The sequence below is a fragment of the Actinoplanes sp. GCM10030250 genome (assembly GCF_042666575.1).
Classification (GTDB): domain Bacteria; phylum Actinomycetota; class Actinomycetes; order Mycobacteriales; family Micromonosporaceae; genus Actinoplanes.
Genome location: NZ_JBHTDO010000035.1, coordinates 43,998 through 61,157, shown reverse-complemented (window position 1 = coordinate 61,157; position 17,160 = coordinate 43,998). Strand labels below are relative to the sequence as shown.

At 71.0% G+C, this 17,160-nt stretch carries 16 protein-coding genes; 4 read left to right on the top strand and 12 right to left on the bottom strand.

The window, feature by feature from the left end:
- Nucleotides 1-85: 85 nt before the first annotated feature.
- Complete coding sequence (locus tag ACFQV6_RS34290) at nt 86-733, top strand: response regulator (RefSeq protein ID WP_378031815.1); 648 nt, start codon at nt 86-88, stop codon at nt 731-733.
- A gap of 68 nt (nt 734-801) precedes the next feature.
- The gene (locus ACFQV6_RS34285) at nt 802-2,598 is read left to right on the top strand and encodes a CocE/NonD family hydrolase (RefSeq protein ID WP_378031814.1); all 1,797 of its coding nucleotides are present in this window, start codon (nt 802-804) and stop codon (nt 2,596-2,598) included.
- 677 nt (nt 2,599-3,275) lie between these two features.
- On the opposite strand, the gene ACFQV6_RS34280 is transcribed toward ACFQV6_RS34285, so the two are convergent.
- Nucleotides 3,276-5,240: an ATP-binding protein gene (locus tag ACFQV6_RS34280; protein ID WP_378031813.1), complete on the bottom strand. Its 1,965-nt coding sequence runs from the start codon at nt 5,238-5,240 to the stop codon at nt 3,276-3,278.
- A 105-nt stretch (nt 5,241-5,345) separates the two neighbouring features.
- Between ACFQV6_RS34280 and ACFQV6_RS34275 the strand changes: the two genes are divergently transcribed.
- A complete protein-coding gene (locus ACFQV6_RS34275) occupies nt 5,346-5,765 on the top strand; it encodes an ATP-binding protein (RefSeq protein ID WP_378031812.1) in 420 nt (139 codons plus the stop codon).
- Here ACFQV6_RS34275 and ACFQV6_RS34270 read toward each other — a convergent pair.
- From ACFQV6_RS34270 to ACFQV6_RS34235, 8 genes are all read right to left on the bottom strand, one after another.
- Complete coding sequence (locus ACFQV6_RS34270) at nt 5,746-6,936, bottom strand: ATP-binding protein (protein ID WP_378031811.1); 1,191 nt, start codon at nt 6,934-6,936, stop codon at nt 5,746-5,748. The two genes, ACFQV6_RS34275 and ACFQV6_RS34270, sit on opposite strands and share 20 nt — an antisense overlap.
- A gap of 101 nt (nt 6,937-7,037) precedes the next feature.
- Nucleotides 7,038-7,436: an Hpt domain-containing protein gene (locus tag ACFQV6_RS34265; RefSeq protein WP_378031810.1), complete on the bottom strand. Its 399-nt coding sequence runs from the start codon at nt 7,434-7,436 to the stop codon at nt 7,038-7,040.
- 95 nt (nt 7,437-7,531) lie between these two features.
- A complete protein-coding gene (rhaI, locus tag ACFQV6_RS34260) occupies nt 7,532-8,770 on the bottom strand; it encodes an L-rhamnose isomerase (RefSeq protein WP_378031809.1) in 1,239 nt (412 codons plus the stop codon).
- Nucleotides 8,767-9,798, bottom strand: coding sequence for an ABC transporter permease (locus ACFQV6_RS34255; protein ID WP_378031808.1), 1,032 nt, complete (start codon nt 9,796-9,798; stop codon nt 8,767-8,769). Before ACFQV6_RS34255 ends, rhaI begins: the two co-directional genes overlap by 4 nt.
- Nucleotides 9,795-10,790, bottom strand: coding sequence for an ABC transporter permease (locus ACFQV6_RS34250; protein WP_378031807.1), 996 nt, complete (start codon nt 10,788-10,790; stop codon nt 9,795-9,797). Before ACFQV6_RS34250 ends, ACFQV6_RS34255 begins: the two co-directional genes overlap by 4 nt.
- Entirely contained in the window at nt 10,787-12,292 is a 1,506-nt protein-coding gene (locus tag ACFQV6_RS34245) for a sugar ABC transporter ATP-binding protein (protein ID WP_378031806.1), read from the bottom strand. The genes ACFQV6_RS34250 and ACFQV6_RS34245 overlap by 4 nt, the downstream gene beginning before the upstream one ends.
- Nucleotides 12,292-13,323, bottom strand: a complete 1,032-nt coding sequence (locus ACFQV6_RS34240; protein WP_378031805.1) for an autoinducer 2 ABC transporter substrate-binding protein — start codon at nt 13,321-13,323, stop codon at nt 12,292-12,294. The genes ACFQV6_RS34245 and ACFQV6_RS34240 overlap by 1 nt, the downstream gene beginning before the upstream one ends.
- A gap of 419 nt (nt 13,324-13,742) precedes the next feature.
- Nucleotides 13,743-14,024 (bottom strand): DUF3618 domain-containing protein, encoded by a 282-nt coding sequence (locus ACFQV6_RS34235; protein ID WP_378031804.1) that lies wholly within the window; start codon nt 14,022-14,024, stop codon nt 13,743-13,745.
- Nucleotides 14,025-14,226: 202 nt separating this feature from the next.
- Here ACFQV6_RS34235 and ACFQV6_RS34230 point away from each other — a divergent pair, with 202 nt between their 5' ends.
- Nucleotides 14,227-14,661 (top strand): hypothetical protein, encoded by a 435-nt coding sequence (locus ACFQV6_RS34230; protein ID WP_378031803.1) that lies wholly within the window; start codon nt 14,227-14,229, stop codon nt 14,659-14,661.
- Nucleotides 14,662-15,199: 538 nt separating this feature from the next.
- Here ACFQV6_RS34230 and ACFQV6_RS34225 read toward each other — a convergent pair.
- The 3 genes from ACFQV6_RS34225 to ACFQV6_RS34215 are packed head-to-tail and all read right to left on the bottom strand — an operon-like array spanning nt 15,200 to nt 17,125.
- The gene (locus tag ACFQV6_RS34225) at nt 15,200-15,619 is read right to left on the bottom strand and encodes a phage holin family protein (RefSeq protein ID WP_378031802.1); all 420 of its coding nucleotides are present in this window, start codon (nt 15,617-15,619) and stop codon (nt 15,200-15,202) included.
- Between the two features lie 47 nt (nt 15,620-15,666).
- A complete protein-coding gene (locus ACFQV6_RS34220; protein ID WP_378031801.1) occupies nt 15,667-16,434 on the bottom strand; it encodes an inositol monophosphatase family protein in 768 nt (255 codons plus the stop codon).
- A gap of 10 nt (nt 16,435-16,444) precedes the next feature.
- Entirely contained in the window at nt 16,445-17,125 is a 681-nt protein-coding gene (locus ACFQV6_RS34215; RefSeq protein ID WP_378031800.1) for a response regulator, read from the bottom strand.
- Nucleotides 17,126-17,160 lie beyond the last annotated feature (35 nt).

Sequence of the window (17,160 nt, the reverse complement as noted above, 5' to 3'; positions counted from 1 at the left end):
GCGTCGAGGCTATCGGCTTTCGCCGCGGAGCGACCCGGGACCTTCGGCCCTTGGTCGTCGTGACCCGCGGTACTAGAAAGGAGACATGATCCGCGTCTTTCTCCTCGACGACCACGAGGTCGTCCGCCGGGGCCTTCACGACCTGCTCCAGGCGGGCGGCGACATCGAGGTGGTCGGCGAGTCCGGATCCGCCCAGGAAGCGGCCCGGCGCATCCCCGCGCTGCGCCCCGACGTCGCCGTCCTCGACGCCCGCCTGCCCGACGGCAACGGCATCGACGTCTGCCGTGACGTGCGGGCCATCGACTCGACCATCAAGGGACTCATCCTGACGTCCTACGAGGACGACGAGGCGCTCTTCGCCGCGATCATGGCCGGCGCGTCCGGCTACGTGCTGAAGCAGATCCGCGGCACCGACCTGGTGGACGCGGTGCGGCGTGTCGCCGGCGGCCAGTCGCTGCTCGACCCGGCCGTCACCCAGCGTGTCCTCGAGCGCATCCGCAACGGCGTCGAGCAGCCGCGCGAACTGGCGTCGCTCACCGACCAGGAGCGGCGCATCCTGGAGTTCGTCGCCGAGGGCCTGACCAACCGGGAGATCGCCGGCCGGATGTTCCTGGCCGAGAAGACCGTCAAGAACTACGTCTCCAGCCTGCTGGCGAAACTCGGGCTGGAACGGCGGACCCAGGCCGCGGTCCTGGCGACCAAGCTGTTGGGCGATCATCCTTCGAGTCACTGATTTTTCTGGTACGGGCAATCGCGCTCTTCCTCCCGTTCTCTCGTGCCCCTGCTCTCGAAGGAGCGCCGTTGAGGCAGTACCTCTCCCGCCGGTTGCAGGCACTGACCATCAGAGGGCTGGTTCCCGGCCCCCACGACGTGCGGGTCCGCAGGAACCTGCGCGTCCCGATGGACGACGGGACCGAACTGCTCGCCGACCTGATCACTCCGGCCGGGGAGATCGATCGGCGGATGCCGACGATCGTCATTCGCGGACCGTACGGAAGAAGTGGCCCTGTCGCCGGCCAGGCCCGCGCGCTCGCCCGCGAGGGTTTCCCGGTGCTGTTCCAGAGCTGCCGCGGCACCTGGGGCTCGGGCGGTGTCTTCACCCCGCAGGTCGACGAACAGCGCGACGGCATCGCCACCCATCGCTGGGTCCGCGCGCAGCCGTGGTGCACCGGCGCCGTGGCCACCTTCGGCCCCAGCTACATGGGTTTCACCCAGTGGGCAGTGGCCGGCCGGCTCCAGTGTGAGGAACCCGCGATCGCGCCGGACGCCCTGTGCCTACAGGTGACGATGCCCGACTTCGGCCTGATCACCTGGGACAACGCGGCGTTCTCCCTGCGCAACGCGCTCGGCTGGACGCAGATGATGGACCGGATGATCCGCCGCGACCTGCTGCCCCTGCTGCTGGCGTTCCTGCGCCCGGATCCCCAGCTGCGCAAGGCTTTCGGCGCGCTCCCGCTCAGCGCCGGAGACACCGTGGCGTCGGGTCACAGCATCCACTGGTATCAGGATTGGCTGAAGCACGAGCGGCTCACCGACGAATACTGGACTCAGCAGTCACACACCACCTCCGTTCCCGACGTCACCGCACCTGTTGCCATGATGACCGGCTGGTACGACATTTTTCTGCCGTGGCAGCTCCGCACCTACGCTGACCTCGCGGCGTCCGGTCGTGCCCCGCGGCTGACCGTAGGCCCGTGGGGCCACGTGTCCCGCGGCATGGCCGCCCCGACGATCAGCGAGACAGCCGACTTCCTGCGCTCGGTGTTCCTGAGAACGCCATCGACCCGCGCAGCACCGGTCCGCGCCTACCTGACCGGCGCAGACCAGTGGCACGACTTAGCCACATGGCCGCCGCCGGGTTCCACCGTCACGCCGTTCCACCTGCAGCCGGGCGGCAGGCTGGGGCCGTCACTGCCGTCGGGTGGCGGGCGGGAACCGTCGCTGCCGCCGGGTGGCGGGCTGGAACCGCCCTTGCCGTCGGGTGGCGGGCTGGAACCGCCCTTGCCGTCGGGTGGCGGCCCGGGGCCGTCGCTGCCGGAGGGCGGCGTGACCAGCTACGTCTACGATCCGGCCGACCCGACGCCGGCTGTCGGAGGGCCCAGCCTGCAGCCGGACTCGGGGCCGGTGGACAACGCGGCCCACGAGCGCCGGGCGGACGTGGCGGTGTTCCGGGGCGAGCCGTTGCCCGCGGCGGTGACCGTCGCCGGCGAGCCGGTGGCGCACATCCGCTTCCGGTCGTCGGCGCCGAGTGCCGACATCTTCGTCCGGCTCTGCGACGTCCACCCGGACGGCCGCTCGATGACAGTCTGCGACGGCATCCGCCGGATCGGCAGCATCGCCTCCTCCGCGACCGATCCCGCCCCCGACGCCGACGGTTTCCGCGACGTCCCGGTGCCGCTGTGGCCCACCTTCCACCGTTTCGCGGCCGGACATCGCATCAGCGTCCAGGTCAGTTCGGGTGCGCACCCCCGCTACGCCCGCAACCCGGGTTCCGGCGAGCCGGCAGCCTCTGCCACCACCCTGCTCCGCGCCACTCAGGACATTTCCCACTCCCCGACCACCCCCTCCCGCCTAGACCTCCCCCTCCTCCCCTCCTAACCCGCCCACCCGCAGTCCGTCCAGCTGGCTCCGAGCGGCCCCTTCCCCGGCCGAAACCCCCTCTGGCGTCCAGCTGGCCGGTCCGGCTGGCAGTGAGGGGTGCCTTCCACGGCCGAAAGCCCCTCTGGCGTCCAGCCGCCCGGCCCGGCTGGCGGTGAGGGGTGCCTTCCCCGGCCGAGACCCCCTCTGGCGTCCAGCTGGCCGGTTCGGCTGGCGGTGAGGGGTGCCTTCCCCGGCCGAAAGCCCCTCTGGCGTTCAGCTGGCCGGTTCGGCTGGCGGTGAGGGGTGCCTTCCCCGGCCGAGACCCCCTCTGGCGTCCAGCTGGCCGGTTCGGCTGGCGGTGAGGGGTGCCGTTCGCGGGTGAATGGCCCTCTGGCGTCCAGCTGGCGGGTCCGGCTGGCGGTGAGGGGTGCCTTTCGCGGGCGTGAGCCCCTCTGGCGCCCAGCCGGGGTGAGGGTGAGGACTTGGTGTGGCGGGGAGAGGGGTGAGGGGTGAGGTCCGGGAGGGCAGGTCAGCCCGGCGGGCGCCGGGCGGTCTGGACTGGCGCCTGGATCGCGCGGAGAACGGGAGAGCTTTGCGTTGACCGTACGAAAAGAGCGGCATGGGAAGCGGAAGCGGCAGACGGCCGGGAGGATGCGCCTGGCCCGGCTTGAGGGTTGATGGGGCTGGATGGGGGCTCAGAGGGAGCGGCGGGGGAGGCGGACGGTGGCTATGGTGCCGCCGTGCTCGCCGTCGCTGAGGGTGATGACTCCGCCGTGGAGGTCGACGATGGCGCGGGTGAGGGCGAGCCCGAGCCCGATGCCCGGGATACCGCTGTGCCTGGCGTTTGTCGCGCGGTAGAGGCGGGCGAAGAGGCGGTCGCGTTCGCCGGCGGGGATGCCGATGCCGGTGTCGGTGACGGTGAGTACGGCGGCGTCCTCGTCGGCGGTGAGGGTGACCACGACGGTGGTGCCGGCCGGGCTGTATTTGACGGCGTTGCCGATCAGGTTTTCGGCGACCTGGCGGAGGCGTGCCGGATCGCCGGGGATGGTCAGCTGGGTGGGGAGGTTGGTGCGCACGGTGGGGTGTGGATCGGGCGCGTCGGCGACGACTGTGTTGGCGGCGGCGGTCAGCACGGCGGTCAGGTCGACGGCGGTGACGGTCAGCTGGGCGTGGCCGGATTCGAGGGCGGAGAGGTCGAGGAGGCGGTCGACCAGGGTGCGCAGGCGGGCGTTGTTGCGCTCGATGACCGCGAGCAGATCGCGGACCTCGCCGATGGTGGTGTCGTCGCCGGACTCGGCGATCAGGTCGGTGTAGGTGCCGATCGAGGTCAGCGGGGTGCGCAGTTCGTGCCCGACCAGGGCGACGTACTCGCCGATGCTCGCGGCCAGCTGCCCGGCCAGGTCCTCGGCGCGCCGCCGGTCCAGGTAGGCGCCGATGTGGCCGGAGATGCCGGTGAGCAGGACCGCGAGGGCGGGCTCCGGCTCCTGGAGGTCGTGGGTGAAGAAGGTGAGCACGCCGACCACGCGGTCGCCGCTGCGCACCGGGACGGCACCGGCCGCCCGGTAGGCGCCGGACTCCCGCACCTGGGACAGCACCGGGGAGCCGGCGGCCTGGATGTCGGGGACCCAGATCAGTTCGCCGCGCTCCCAGCAGGTTCCGGCGAGGCCCGAACCGCGGTCCATGCCGGCGGGGATGTAGATCTCGGGTGATCCGGGCTCGTTGTGCGTGGCGACCGGGCGCAGGCGGTCGGTCACCTCGTCGACGAGCCAGAGCCGCAGGTACGGCCAGCCCAGCTCGCCGGCGATGGCCAGCAGGACCGCTTCACCGGCGGCTGCCGTGTCCGGCGCCTTGACCAGCGCTTTGAGCACCCGGCTCTTGCAGCGCTCGTACCGGTGCTGGTGGTGGTCGGCGGTGACGTCGTGCACGGCGGCGACCGCACCGAGCGGCACCCCGGCGGCGTCGCGTACCGGGCGGGCGTTGATCGAGAACCAGCGCGGGCGGTGCTGCCGGTCGTGGGCGAGCATGCCGGCGTGGCGTACCTCCTCGCCGGCCAGGGCGCGCAGCACCGGCATCTCGCCGGGTGTCATCGGGCTGCCGTCGTGGCGGCGCAGGCCGAACTCGCTCACCCAGTCGTGGATCGGCACGGTGCTGCTGCGGTCGCCGAAGAGCTCCTGGACGGCCTGGTTGACCACCACCGGCCGGCCGTCGAGGTCGCAGGCCACCACCCCGGTGTCCAGGCTGTGCAGCATCGCCTCGACGAACGCGGTGTGGTGCGCGCGAGCGGGCAGGGGAGCGGGCGGTGCCTCCAGGCAGGCGCGCAGGGTCTCGGTCAGCTCCCTGACCCGGAACGGCTTGGGGACCACCGCGGCGGCGTCGGCGCCGGTCAGGAGGGTGTCACCGGGCGGGAGGTACGCGGTGACGAGCACCACCGGCACCGTGGCGGTGCTCGGGTCGTCGCGCAGCGCCCGGCACATCCGGATCCCGTCCATGTGCGGCATGTCGACGTCGGCGACCACCAGGTCCGGCCGGTGCGCGAGCGCGGCGGCCAGTCCGGCCAGGCCGTCCCCGGCGAGGGTGACGTCGTGGCCGAGCCGGCGGACCACCTCGGCGATCACCGCCTGGTGTTCCGGGTTGTCCTCGACGACCAGCACCGCTGCCATTCAAGAATCATATGAAAGGTGACATAGCGGCTGGTGAGGTTTCGGTCTTGTACCGTGCGGGGTATCGTCCCGCCCGCACATCGGCGACTCTCGAGGTTCTTCTGCATGAGCGCGTTGACCGCACACCTGGACGTCCCTCTGGACCGCCGCGCCCCGGCCACCGCCCGGCGGGCCGTGACCGCGGTGCTGGCCGGCTGGGGCTTCCTGGACCCGGACTGGCTGGACGTCGCCGCGGTCGTGGTCAGCGAGCTGGTCACCAACGCGGTCCGGCACGGCGGCGGCTGCCTGGCCCTGCACGTGGAGGCACACGACGGGCAGGTCGTGGTCTGGGTCGCCGACCGCTCGCCGGCGATGCCCCGGCGCCGCGACCCGGACGGTATGGGCGGGCGCGGGATCGCTCTGATCGAGGCGATGTCGCTCGGCTGGTCGGTGCACGACCATCAGGGCGGCAAGCGGGTGCGGGTCGACCTGCTGCCGTGCCCGGGCGTGCGAGTCGCGGAGGGGGTCAGGATCGGGGCAGCGTGATCCTCGCGGTCGTACCCCGGCCGTTCCCGGCCGAGGTGACGGCGAGCTCGCCGTCGTGCGCGCGGACGATCCGGTCGGCGATGCTGAGCCCCAGCCCGACACCGTGCACGGCCTGGTCCCGGGCGAACGTGCCGCGATAGAAGCGCTCGGCCACGTGCGGCAGCTCGCCGGCGGGGATGCCGGCGCCGGTGTCGACGACCTCCAGCCCGTCGGCGTGGACGCGGACGGTCACCGTGGAGCCGGACGGGCTGAACAGGATCGCGTTGCGGATGAGCTGCTCGGCGGCCTGGCTGAGCCGGGTGAAGTCGCCGGGCACCGAGCCGGGGGTGTCACCCGCCTCGACGACGACGCGGACGTCACGCGGCCCCGACTGGGGGCGGCAGGCCGCGATCGCGGCCTCGGCGACGGTGACCAGGTCGGCGTGGGCGCGCAGCAGCGGCAGCGGCGTCCCGGCCGGCCGGGTGCCGGCGAGCAGGTGGTCCACCATCCGGACCAGGCGCTCACCGTTGCGCTGGATCGGGTCGATCAACCTCCGGTACGGCGTGAGGTCCTCGTTGTCCACCAGCAGTTCCAGGTAGCCCTGGATGGTCGTCACCGGTGTACGCAGCTCGTGCGACACGGTGGCGACGAAGTCCTCCTCCCGGCTGATCGCGCGGGACAGCTCGTCGCCCACCTCGGCCAGCAGCAGCCGGTTGCGGATCGCCGAGAGGTGACCGGAGGCCTGCCCGGCCATGCTGATCAGCAGGTCCATCTGCCGGTCGCTGATCTCCCGGGGCCGGCTGTCCAGCACGCACATGCTGCCGAGCACGTGCCCGTCCTCGTCGATCAGCGGCACACCGGCGTAGAACCGGACGTGCGGTGCGCCGACGACGTTCGACCAGGTGCGGTACTCGGGATGGGCCAGGGTGTCCTCGACCACCAGCGACAGCCGGCGGTCCACCACCCGGCCGCAGAACGACGCGCCGAGCGGACCGGCGCCCCGGCCCGGCATGCCGGTGTTACCCGCGAACCACTGCCGGTCGCTGTCGATCAGGGTGACCGTGGACATGGACGTCTCGAGTACCGAGCTGGCCAGCCTGGTCAGCTCGTCGAGCACCACCGGGCGGGGGGCGTCGAGCAGGCGATAGCTGTGCACCGCGGCGAGGCGGGCGTCTTCCCCTACTGCGCTCACATTCGCATCCGTTCTCCAGAGCCGCCGGCGGACGTCCGCCCCGGTCGTGGATCGCCATTCGGCGTCCCGGCGGGGGTGGTTGAGGAGTTCGGCGGGAGGAATCACTCCGGCTCGTACTCGCCGGCGACCACCGACACGGCCCGCAGCGCCCCGGCGACCTCCTCCCGGACACGGTCCGCTGTCGTCGCCGGCTCGGGTACCACCCCGGACCGGGCGGCGTCCTCGACGGTCTCGCAGAGGTCGGCGAGGGCTGTCGCGCCGATGTTCGACGCCGATCCCTTGAGCGAGTGGGCCTGCTCGCGGACCCGGCCCGGGTCACCGTCGTGCAGCAGGCCGACCAGGCGGTCCGCGGCGGCCGGGGCCCGGTTCTCGAACGAGCGGAGCAGCCGCCGCATCAGGGCCAGCTCGGCGGGCGTCGGGTCGTCGTCGGCCAGATCGGCCAGGCGGGCGCGGACACCGGCCAGCCGGGTCTCGTCCCGGGTGCCGGTGGCGCCGTCCATGCGTCACATCGTGCGCCGGGTTCCCGCCCCGGCGCGGGCGGTTCGGCGAGATCCCCGGGTCGCGCCGCCGTACCGGCACGACCCGGGGGAGGGGCCTATGCGCCCCAGCCGGCCTGCGTGCCGCCGACCCGTGCGGCGGCGACCGTGTCGGCGTACCCCGAGGTGTTGAAGGTCGCGACCGGGTCGCGCGGCAGGCCGCGCTCCTCACGCCGGTCCGCGAGGGTCTTCCGCACGTCGGTCTCGTAGGCGTCCATGAGCACCGCGTTCGCGCCCAGAACGTCGCCGTCACGCTGCGCGGTGGCGAGCGCGTCCTGGTCCACCAGCAGGGCCTTGGCCAGGGCCTGCTCGACGTTGAGGACCGAGCGGATCTGGCCCGGGATCTTCTCCTCGATGTTGTGGCACTGGTCGAGCATGAAGTTGACCTTGGACTCGGGCCGGTGCGCGCCGACCGCCACGATCTCCGACATGATCCGGAACAGCTGGAACGGGTCGGCCGAGCCGACGATCAGGTCGTCGTCGGCGTAGAAGCGCGAGTTGAAGTCGAACGCGCCGAGCTTCCCGACCCGCAGCAGCTGCATCACGATGAACTCGATGTTGGTGCCCGGCGCGTGGTGGCCGGTGTCCAGCACGACGGTGGCCCTGTCACCCAGCGCCAGGCAGTGCAGCAGCGAGGTGCCCCAGTCCGGGATGTCCATGCTGTAGAAGTGCGGTTCGAAGAACTTGTACTCCAGCAGGATCCGCTGGTTGTCGTCGGTCGCGTCGTACACGGCCCGCAGCGACTCGGCGAGCCGCTCCTGCCGTCCGCGCAGCGAGTCCTGCCCCGGGTAGTTCGTGCCGTCCGGCAGCCAGATCTTCAGATCGGTCGAGCCGGTCTCGCGCATCACGTCCAGGCAGCGCAGGTGGTGGTCGACCGCCTTGCGGCGGATCGCCGGATCCGGGTGGCAGAGCGAGCCGAGCCGGTAGTCGTCCTCCTGGAACAGGTTCGAGTTGATCGCACCGATCCGCACGCCCAGCTTGTCGGCGTGGGCCTTGAGGTCGGACCAGTCGTCCACGACGTCCCACGGGATGTGCAGCGAGACCCGTGGGGCGAGCCCGGTGAGGCGGTGCACCTGCGCGGCGTCGGAGAGTTTCTCGTACGGGTCGCGCGGCACCCCGGGCCGGGTGAAGACCTTGAACCGGGTGCCCGAGTTCCCGTACGCCCAGCTGGGGACCTCGACAGTGAAGTCGTCCAATTCGTCGAGGCTGTGCTGTGCCTTCTTTGTCATGCCCTCCCGGCCCTCGCCTGCGAGGCCGTTGGCCGGTGCGGCTTGCTGCCGCTCGGTGCGGTCGGTCATGACGTGGTACCTCCGTACCGTCGGTTGGTGAGCCCGTTCAACAGGGCGGCGAAGACGAGCACCGTGCCGAGGGCGAGCAGCTGGTACTGCGATCCCTCGTTGCCGACGAAGGCGAGCAGGATGCCCGCGTTCAGCCAGACGATCAGCAGCGTGGCGAGGACGACGCCGGCCACCCTGCCGATGCCGCCGGTGATCGCCACCCCGCCGAGCACGGCGATGGTGATGGCGGGCAGCGCCATACCGCTGCCCGAGACGCCCGCGTCGGGGCGGGCGGAGGCGAACTGCGCGACCGTCACGACGGCGACCAGACCGGAGATCAAACCCGCATAGACGTACGCCTTGAAGCGCGTGTCCCGTACCGGGAGGCCGGACCAGCGTGCCGCCACGTCGTTGGTGCCGATGCCGTAGAGCCGCCGGCCGTACGCGGTGCGGGCCAGCAGCACCCAGACCACGACCACGGTGGGCAGCAGGAACGTGAAGATGCCGAGCGGGACGTCCGGGAGGTACTGGCCGATGATCGGTAGCTCCACCGACTTGCTCAGCGAGTACATGTCCTGGATCGGCTCGGTGCTGATCGGCTGCTGGTTGTTGATCACGATGGCGATCGACTTGAACGCGTAGTACGTCGCCAGCGTCGCGATCAGGGCCGGGAACCCGATGTAGGAGACCAGGACACCGTTGATCGCACCGCACAGGGCGCCGAACCCGGCCGTGGCCAGGATCGCCAGCCAGAGCGGCCAGCCCCATTCGCCGTACGCGAAGCCGAACACCATGCCGGCCAGCGAGACGATCGCGCCCACCGACAGGTCGATACCGCCCCGCCCGGAGACGATCACCAGGAGCTCGGCGAGGCCGAGCATGGCCAGCGGGACCGCGTTGATCAGGGACGCCGACATGTAGTCGAAGTCGTACGGCGCGGTCAGGTAGCCGCCCGCGTCGTTGAGGAAGAACGTCGCGACGACGATCACGATGAGGACCGCGAGCAGCGCGATCCGCTGGGTCAGGAGGATCCGGACTGCCTTGCTCACCGGCTTCTCCTCGCCCGTGCACGCAGCAGGTCGGCACCGACCGCCACGATGATGAAGATACCGACGAACAGGTCGGAGAGCTGCGAGCGCCAGCCCAGCTGGGTCACGCCGGAGGCCACCGACTGGACCAGCAGCGCGCCGAGCAGGGTGCCGAGCACCGAGCCCCGGCCGCCCATGATCGAGGTGCCGCCGATGACCACTGCCGCGATCACGGCGAGCTCCTTGCCGGAACCGACCGACTGGTCGAGGGTCGAGGTGCCCTGTGCGATCACGAAGCAGGACGCCAGGCCGACGAGCAGGCCGGTGAGCACGTAGGCCAGCAGGACCCGGCGCTGGACGCGGACGCCGGCCAGCCGTGCCGCCTGCGCGTCACCGCCGATCGCGAAGAAGTGCCGGCCACCGGCGGCGTGCCGCAGGTACCACCAGGCCGCCGCGGTGATCAGCAGCGTGATCAGGAACGCGTGCGGTACGCCGAGCGTGCGCCCGTCCTCACCACGGCCGAAGAACGCCAGGGTGCCGGGGATGCCGTTCACCGTGCCGGAGCCGAAGATCTGCAGGCCGAGGAACATGAACAGGTTCGCCGTACCGAACGTGATGATGATGGCGTGGACCCGGCCGTACGCGATCAGCACGCCGTTGATCAGCCCGAGCAGACCGCCCGCCACGACCGACAGCAGCACCGCCACGGCGAGGTTCACCTCGGCCTCGACCAGCATCTTCGCGGTCAGCACCGAGCACACCATGATGGCGCCGCCGACCGACACGTCGATGCCGCCCGTGATGATCACGATGGTCATGCCGACGCCGACCAGCGCCACCGGGGCGGTCGCCACCAGCAGCGGCTGGATCGAGCCGGCGGTCAGGAACGCCGGGGTGCTCACCGCGAGCACGGCCCACAGCACCGCGATCACGCCGACCAGCACGATCTCCTGGCCGGTGACCGGGGGAGGGAGCACCCTGTTCTTGATCTTGGGGGAAGCCAGTGCTGTCATTCCCTGCCTCCCGCTGCCGCCGCCAGCAGATCCACCTGGCTGGCGTCCGGACCGAACTCGTCGGTCGTCGTGCCGCCCCGCACCACCTGGATGCGGTCGGCGATGCGCAGCGCCTCCGGCAGGTCCGAGGTCACCACCAGCACCGCGGTGCCCTCCTCGGCCAGCTCGGTGATGATCCGGTGGATCTCCTCCTTGGCGCCGACGTCGACACCCTGGGTGGGCTCGGCCAGCACCAGCACCTTCGGCCGCTCCACCAGCTGCCGGGCCAGGACCACCTTCTGCGCGTTGCCGCCGGACATCATGTTCACCGGCTGCCGCTCGCTCGGCGTCTTCACCGCGAGCCGCTTGATCAGGTCGGTCGCGACCTTGGTCTCGCGAGCCCGGTCGAGAAACATCCCGAACTTCGACAGCAGCTTCAGGTGGCCGGCCGAGATGTTGAAGGCGATCGACTGGAAGCCGAACATGCCCTCCACCTTGCGGTTCGCCGGCAGCAGCGCGACACCCCTGCGCTGCGCGTCCTCCGGGCTCTTCAGCAGTGTCCGGCTCCCGTCGAGCAGAAGTTCACCGCCGGTGGCCCGGTCGATGCCGTAGACGCACGCGGCGATCTCCGAGACGCCGCTGCCGACCAGGCCGTACAGCGCGACGATCTCACCGGCCCGCACCGACACGTCGACGTCGCGGAACTTCCCGGCGCGGGTCAGGCCGCGCAGCTCCAGCACGGCCGGCCCCTGTGGAACAGCACGGTGCGGCCGCGCGTCCGAAAGGTCCTCACCCACCATCAGGTGGGCGATCTGGCGCACGCTCAGATCTTTGATCGGGTACGTGCCGATGGTCTTGCCGTCACGCATGACAGTGACCTCGTCCGCGATCCGGAAGAGCTCGTCGAGCCGGTGCGAGATGTAGATGACCGACACGCCCGTGGCGGTCAGCCGCCGGACCACCTCGAAGAGCACCTCGATCTCGGCGTCGGTCAGGATCGCCGAAGGCTCGTCGAGGATCAGCACCTTCGCGTCGCCCGCGAGGGCCTTGGCGATCGAGACCTGCTGCTGCTCGGCGATCGACAGGTCACCGACCGAGGCGGTCGCGTACTTCGCCGGGAGGCCGAGCAGCTCCAGCAGCTCGACGACGCGCTCGTTCTGTCCCGCCCAGTCGACGGTTCCGCGTTTCTTGACCTCGCGGCCGAGGAAGATGTTCTCGGCCACCGTCAGCTCGGGGAACAGCTGGGGCTCCTGGTAGACCGTCGCGATACCGAGCGCGATCGCGTCGGTGGTGGAATTGATCTGTATTTTCGCGCCGTCGTACTCGATCTCACCGGTGTCGGCGGTCTCCGCCCCTGCGATGATTTTGATCATCGTGGACTTGCCGGCGCCATTCTCACCCACGAGCGCGTGCACCCGGCCCGCCCGTACGGTGATATCGCCGTGCTGAATGGCCCGGACCGCGCCGAACCGCTTGGAAACAGCGGTCAGGCGCAGCCGGACGTCGTCGTTGTTGTCGGCCATCAGTAGTTGAACTGGTCGACGTTCTGGTCGGTGATCGCGAGAGCCGGGCCGAGGAGCAGCATCTTGTCCGCCTCGGTGTAGGCGACCGCGGACAGATCACCGGAGACGTTGTTGGTGGCGGCGAACGGCTTACCCTGTGCCAGCTGGGCACCGGCCCACGCGGTCAGGTAGCCCAGGTTCTCCACGTCCCAGAGGATCGCCGCGGTCGACGACTTGTCCTGCAGGTACGGCTTCATCGCCTGCGGGGTGCCCAGCCCGACGGTGAACACCTTGCCGATCTTGCCGGCGTCCTTGACCGCCTGCGCCACACCCGGCGCGGACGAGGTGCACTCGCCGACCAGGCCGGTCAGGTCCGGGTGGGCGTTCATCAGGTCGGTCGCCATCTGCGTCGCCTTGGCCTGGTCCTCACCGGCGTAGACGATGTCGACGATCTCGGCGTCCGGGTACTTCGTCTTCGTGTACGTCTTCTGCACCTCGATCCACGAGTTCAGGTTCTCGGCGGTCTGGCCGCAGGAGACGATCGCATACTTGCCCTTGCCGCCCATCGCCTTCAGCAGCGAGTCGGTCAGCCCCTCGCCGATGCCCTGCGCGGTGGCCTGGTTGACGAACACCTCCCGCACACTGCTCGGCGCGTCGGTGTCCGCGGTCGCGACGTGGATGCCGGCGTCCTTGGCCTGCTGGAGCAGCGGGGCCATGCTGTCCGGGTCGTTCGGCGCCACGATCAGCGCGTCGACCTTCTGCTGGATGTACGACCGGACGATGTCGGCCTGCGCGGCGGCGTCAGCCTGCGTCGGCCCCTGGTACAGCCACTCGACGTTGCCGAGCGCGGCGGCGGCTTCCTTGCCGCCGGCGTTCATCGCCTCGAAGTAGGGCACGCCCTGCAACTTCGGGACGAACGCGACCTTGTACGTCTTGGCCGCGGCGTCACCGGACCCGGCGGCCGTGTCGGTGTCGTTCTTCTTGGTGCAACCGGTGAGCGCTATGGCGGCCGTCGCGGTGAGCGCGACGGCGGCGGCGAAGCGAGGGCGCATGACGCCTCCTGTTTTTAGGTTTTTAGGCTTCGTTGAAACGTTCTAGCGGGGGTGTGACTCACGTTACGATCCAGTTAGCGCAGGGTCAAGAGTTGACTCTGGCCTGTCTGGAAGATGTGGTCGGGGCTGGGGTGAATTGGAGTGGCCGAGGGAGTGAGACGTTTCAAGGGGGTGGCGCCGTGTCTGCTTGCCAACTCGACATTTGCCGCCGTGCTGCTGCGCCGCGCCTCGGCGGCTCTTCCCCGGCCCCCGCGTCGCGTCCCGCTGCTGCGCCGGCCTGCGTCTCGCGTTCCGCTGGCTGGCGCGGCTCGCTCACGTGAGCCGTAGCCCAGGCACCGAATGGCACCCTGATTACGTGCCTGAGCGACGGCCGAGACATGCCGGCCGTCGCTCAGATACCTCACGGAGTCTCTCGCGAGTCAGCGCCTCCGGCGGATCAACACGATCCCGGCGGCCGCGGCAGCGAGCGCGCCCCCGATCATGGCGTAGCGCTTCGGATCCCCGGAGACACGGCTCGACAGCGACCTGGCAGCCGTGGTCGCACGCTGAGCCGTATCGGCGGCTGACTCGGCGATCTGCGTGCCGGTCTCAGCAGCGGACTGCTTGATGCGACCCGGAACGTCGACCTTGGCCACCAGCGCCGCAGCGGTCTCTCCCATTTCGGCGCGCGTCTGCTCGATCTCAGCCTTGAGCTGGTCCACCCGGTCCGGCGCGTCCTTGTCCGAGCCCGCACTCGATCCCGTTCCCGCGGCCGTTTCTGATCCCGGGTGATTGCGTGACTCGTTGCCCGGCTTGGCTGATCCGGCGCTGTGGCTGGGTGCCGGCTCGGCGCGCGGGCTGTGGCTGAGCGCCGGGTCGGCTTTCTGGCTGGGAGTTGGAGCCTTGCCGGAGTCTGCCTTTGGCGTGCCAGGGTCCGTCGTGGGCCTGGCGGCGTCGCTGTTGCCCGGCTTGACGATCGGCGCGGCGCCGATCGTCCCGGGCTTCGGAGCAGCGGCGTGGCGCGGTTCGGTGACGTGGGTACCGGCCGGCGCCGACGCGGCAGGGGCGGCGTGGCGGGGTGCCGAGTCGGTCGTCCCGCCGACGGTCCCGCTGGTCGTCCCGCTGGTGGTCGCGCCGGTGGTCGCGCTGGTGGTCGCGCCGGTGGCCCCGCCGGCGAGCCCACCGATTGGCGTGGCCGGTGCCGTTGTCGGTGTGTGGGCGGTCAGGCCGGATGCGGTCGGCTTGGTCTGGTACGCGGACTTGCCATCCGCCGAGCTCGCCTTGTCACCCGAGGCAGTCGAGCCCGCACTGCTGGCCGGTTTCGCGCCCTGGGCCGGCGTGGAAGCCAGGGTGTCCTGACCAGGCCTTACGCTCGGCGTCGCCGTCGGCGTGTGGTGGGCCGGCTTGGTGCCTTGAGCCGCGGTGGATGCCGGTGTCGTGGTCGCGCCTTGGGCCGGTTTGGCGCCGTGGGCCGGTGTGGATGCCGGCGTCGCGGTTGTGCCCTGTGCTGGTTTGGCGCCCGAGGCCGATGGTGACGCCGATGAGCCCGCCGCTCCCACTGAGTCCGGCGGCGAGGCGGCGCCCGGCGATGAGGCCCCGCCTGATGATGAGGCCCCGCCCGGCGACGAGGTGGCACCCGGGGCCGGGGACGGGGTGGGGGAGGTTGGTGGGGTGGGGGCGGTTGGTGGGGTGGGTGATTGGTCGCGGTTGGGCTTGGCGGGGGCCGGGCCGGTGCGGTTCTGGCCGCCCTGGCCGGGGCCGGGGCGGGAGTCGGTGCGGTTGCGGCTCGGCGGGGCCGGTTTCGGGTCGGTGCGGCCCCGCTCGGGAGTGGTCTGGGCCGCGGCCTGCCGGTCCCGTTTCTGTGGGGACTGGCCGGGTTTGGGGCTCAGGTTGTTGCTCACGAGTTCCTCCCGTGCCGGGCCGCCGTCATCAGGGTGTCGACGTCACGCCGGCCGCTGGCCATCGCGGCTTCGGGGGCGGGCGGAACGGCCTGCTTGACTTCCTTCTTGCCGAAGAGCGCGGCGATGCCGGCGGCGGCGAACAGGGCCACGGTCACGATGAGGGCTGCCGCCCACACCGGCATGACCAGTGACAGGGCCGCTCCGGCGGTGACGAAGAGGGCGCCCAGCCCGTACATGGCGATCACGCCCGCACCGCCGAGCAACCCCGCGCCCCTCCCGGCCCGCTTGCCCTTCTCCACCATCTCGATCTTGGCGAGTTCCAGCTCGTCCCGGACGAGCGTCGTCACCTGCTCGCTGAGCCGGCTGACCAGGTGCGCGGTGGAATCCTGGTCGGAACGTGCGTCTGTATGGGTCATCGTTCCCCTCCGTTCTGCACGGTTGTCCGGAGGGTCAGGTACCCCGGTCAAACCTGACTAATCGCACAAAGCGCTTCGTGAGTTGGCTGGTCAGCCGCCGCCAGCAGGCCGAGCGCTCCGGTGTGCAGCGGCTGGCCCTCGATTCCGGTGACGACACAACCCGCGGCCCGGCAGATGGCGATCCCGGCGGAGAAATGCACGCTGTCCCGAACGTCCCTGTACGTCACGTAGGCGGCTCTCCGCCCGGCGGCCGCCCACACCAGCGCGAGAGTGGTGGACAGGACCCGGGGCCGGAACCGGCCGGTGAAGCCGGGCGCGGCCAGCAGCAGCGCCGGGTGCCGGGGGAACGGCGGGTCGAGGTCGACGTCGACCAGGGCCGATCCGGCGGACGGGACAAGCGTCTCGTCGGTGCCGTCCCGCCGGACCTGGGCGGTGACCCCGTCGGTCCAGAAGATCTCTCCGGCGAACGGGTCCGCCGCCGCGGCCACCGTGATGTCGTCGCCGGCCCGCAGCGCGACGTTGACAGCGACCAGTTGCGTACGCACGGCGTAGTTGAGCGTCCCGCACAACGGATCGACGAGCCACCGCCGCTCCGACCCCGCGGGACCCGACGCACCGCCCTCCTCGCCGGTGATCGCGTCGTCCGGCCGGTACTGGCGGAGCACGCCGAGGATCGCCTGCTCGGCAGCGACGTCCGCCTCCGTGGCGAAGTCCCCGCCGCCCTTGTCGAGCCGTGCCAGCTCCTTGCCGTACCGCTCGCGCACCACGACGGCGCCCGCCTCCGCGGCGGCGATCGCAACCTCATGATCATGCATGTCTCGCACGTTACCGAGCCGGGACCACGAGGCCGGTTTCGTACGCCACGATCACCAGCTGTGCCCGGTCCCGAGCGTGCACCTTGGCCAGCAGCCGCCCGATGTGGCTCTTCACCGTGGCCAGGCTGAGCTGCAGATGCTCGGCGATCTCCGTGTTGGAGAGGCCGCCGGCGACAAGTGTCAGTACCTCCCGTTCGCGCTCGGTGACGGTGTCGAGCCCCGCCGCGGGCCGGGCGGCCGGCTCCGGGCGGGCGGCGAAGTGAGCGATCAACCGCCGGGTGATCGCCGGGGCGAGCAGTGCGTCGCCACCGGCCACCACCTGGACCGCGGCGATCAGCTCGGCGGCCGCCGCATCCTTGAGCAGGAACCCGCTGGCCCCGGCTCGCAGGGCGGCGAACACGTACTCGTCGTAGTCGAACGTCGTCAGGATCAGCACCCGGGTGCCCGGGGTCTCGGCCGAGCCGCAGATCCGCCGGGTGGCTTCGATGCCGTCCATCTCCGGCATGCGGATGTCCATGAGGATCACGTCCGGCTGCTCACGCCGGGCGAGGTCGACGGCTTCCGCGCCGGTGCCCGCCTCGCCGACGGCGAGCAGGCCGGGGGTGCTGTCGACCAGCAGCCGGAAGCTCGCCCGCAGCAACGCCTGGTCGTCGGCGATCAGCACACGGATCGCTGTGCCCGCGGCCGTCATGAGGTCGCCGTGCCGGTCATGAACGCCTCCGTGCT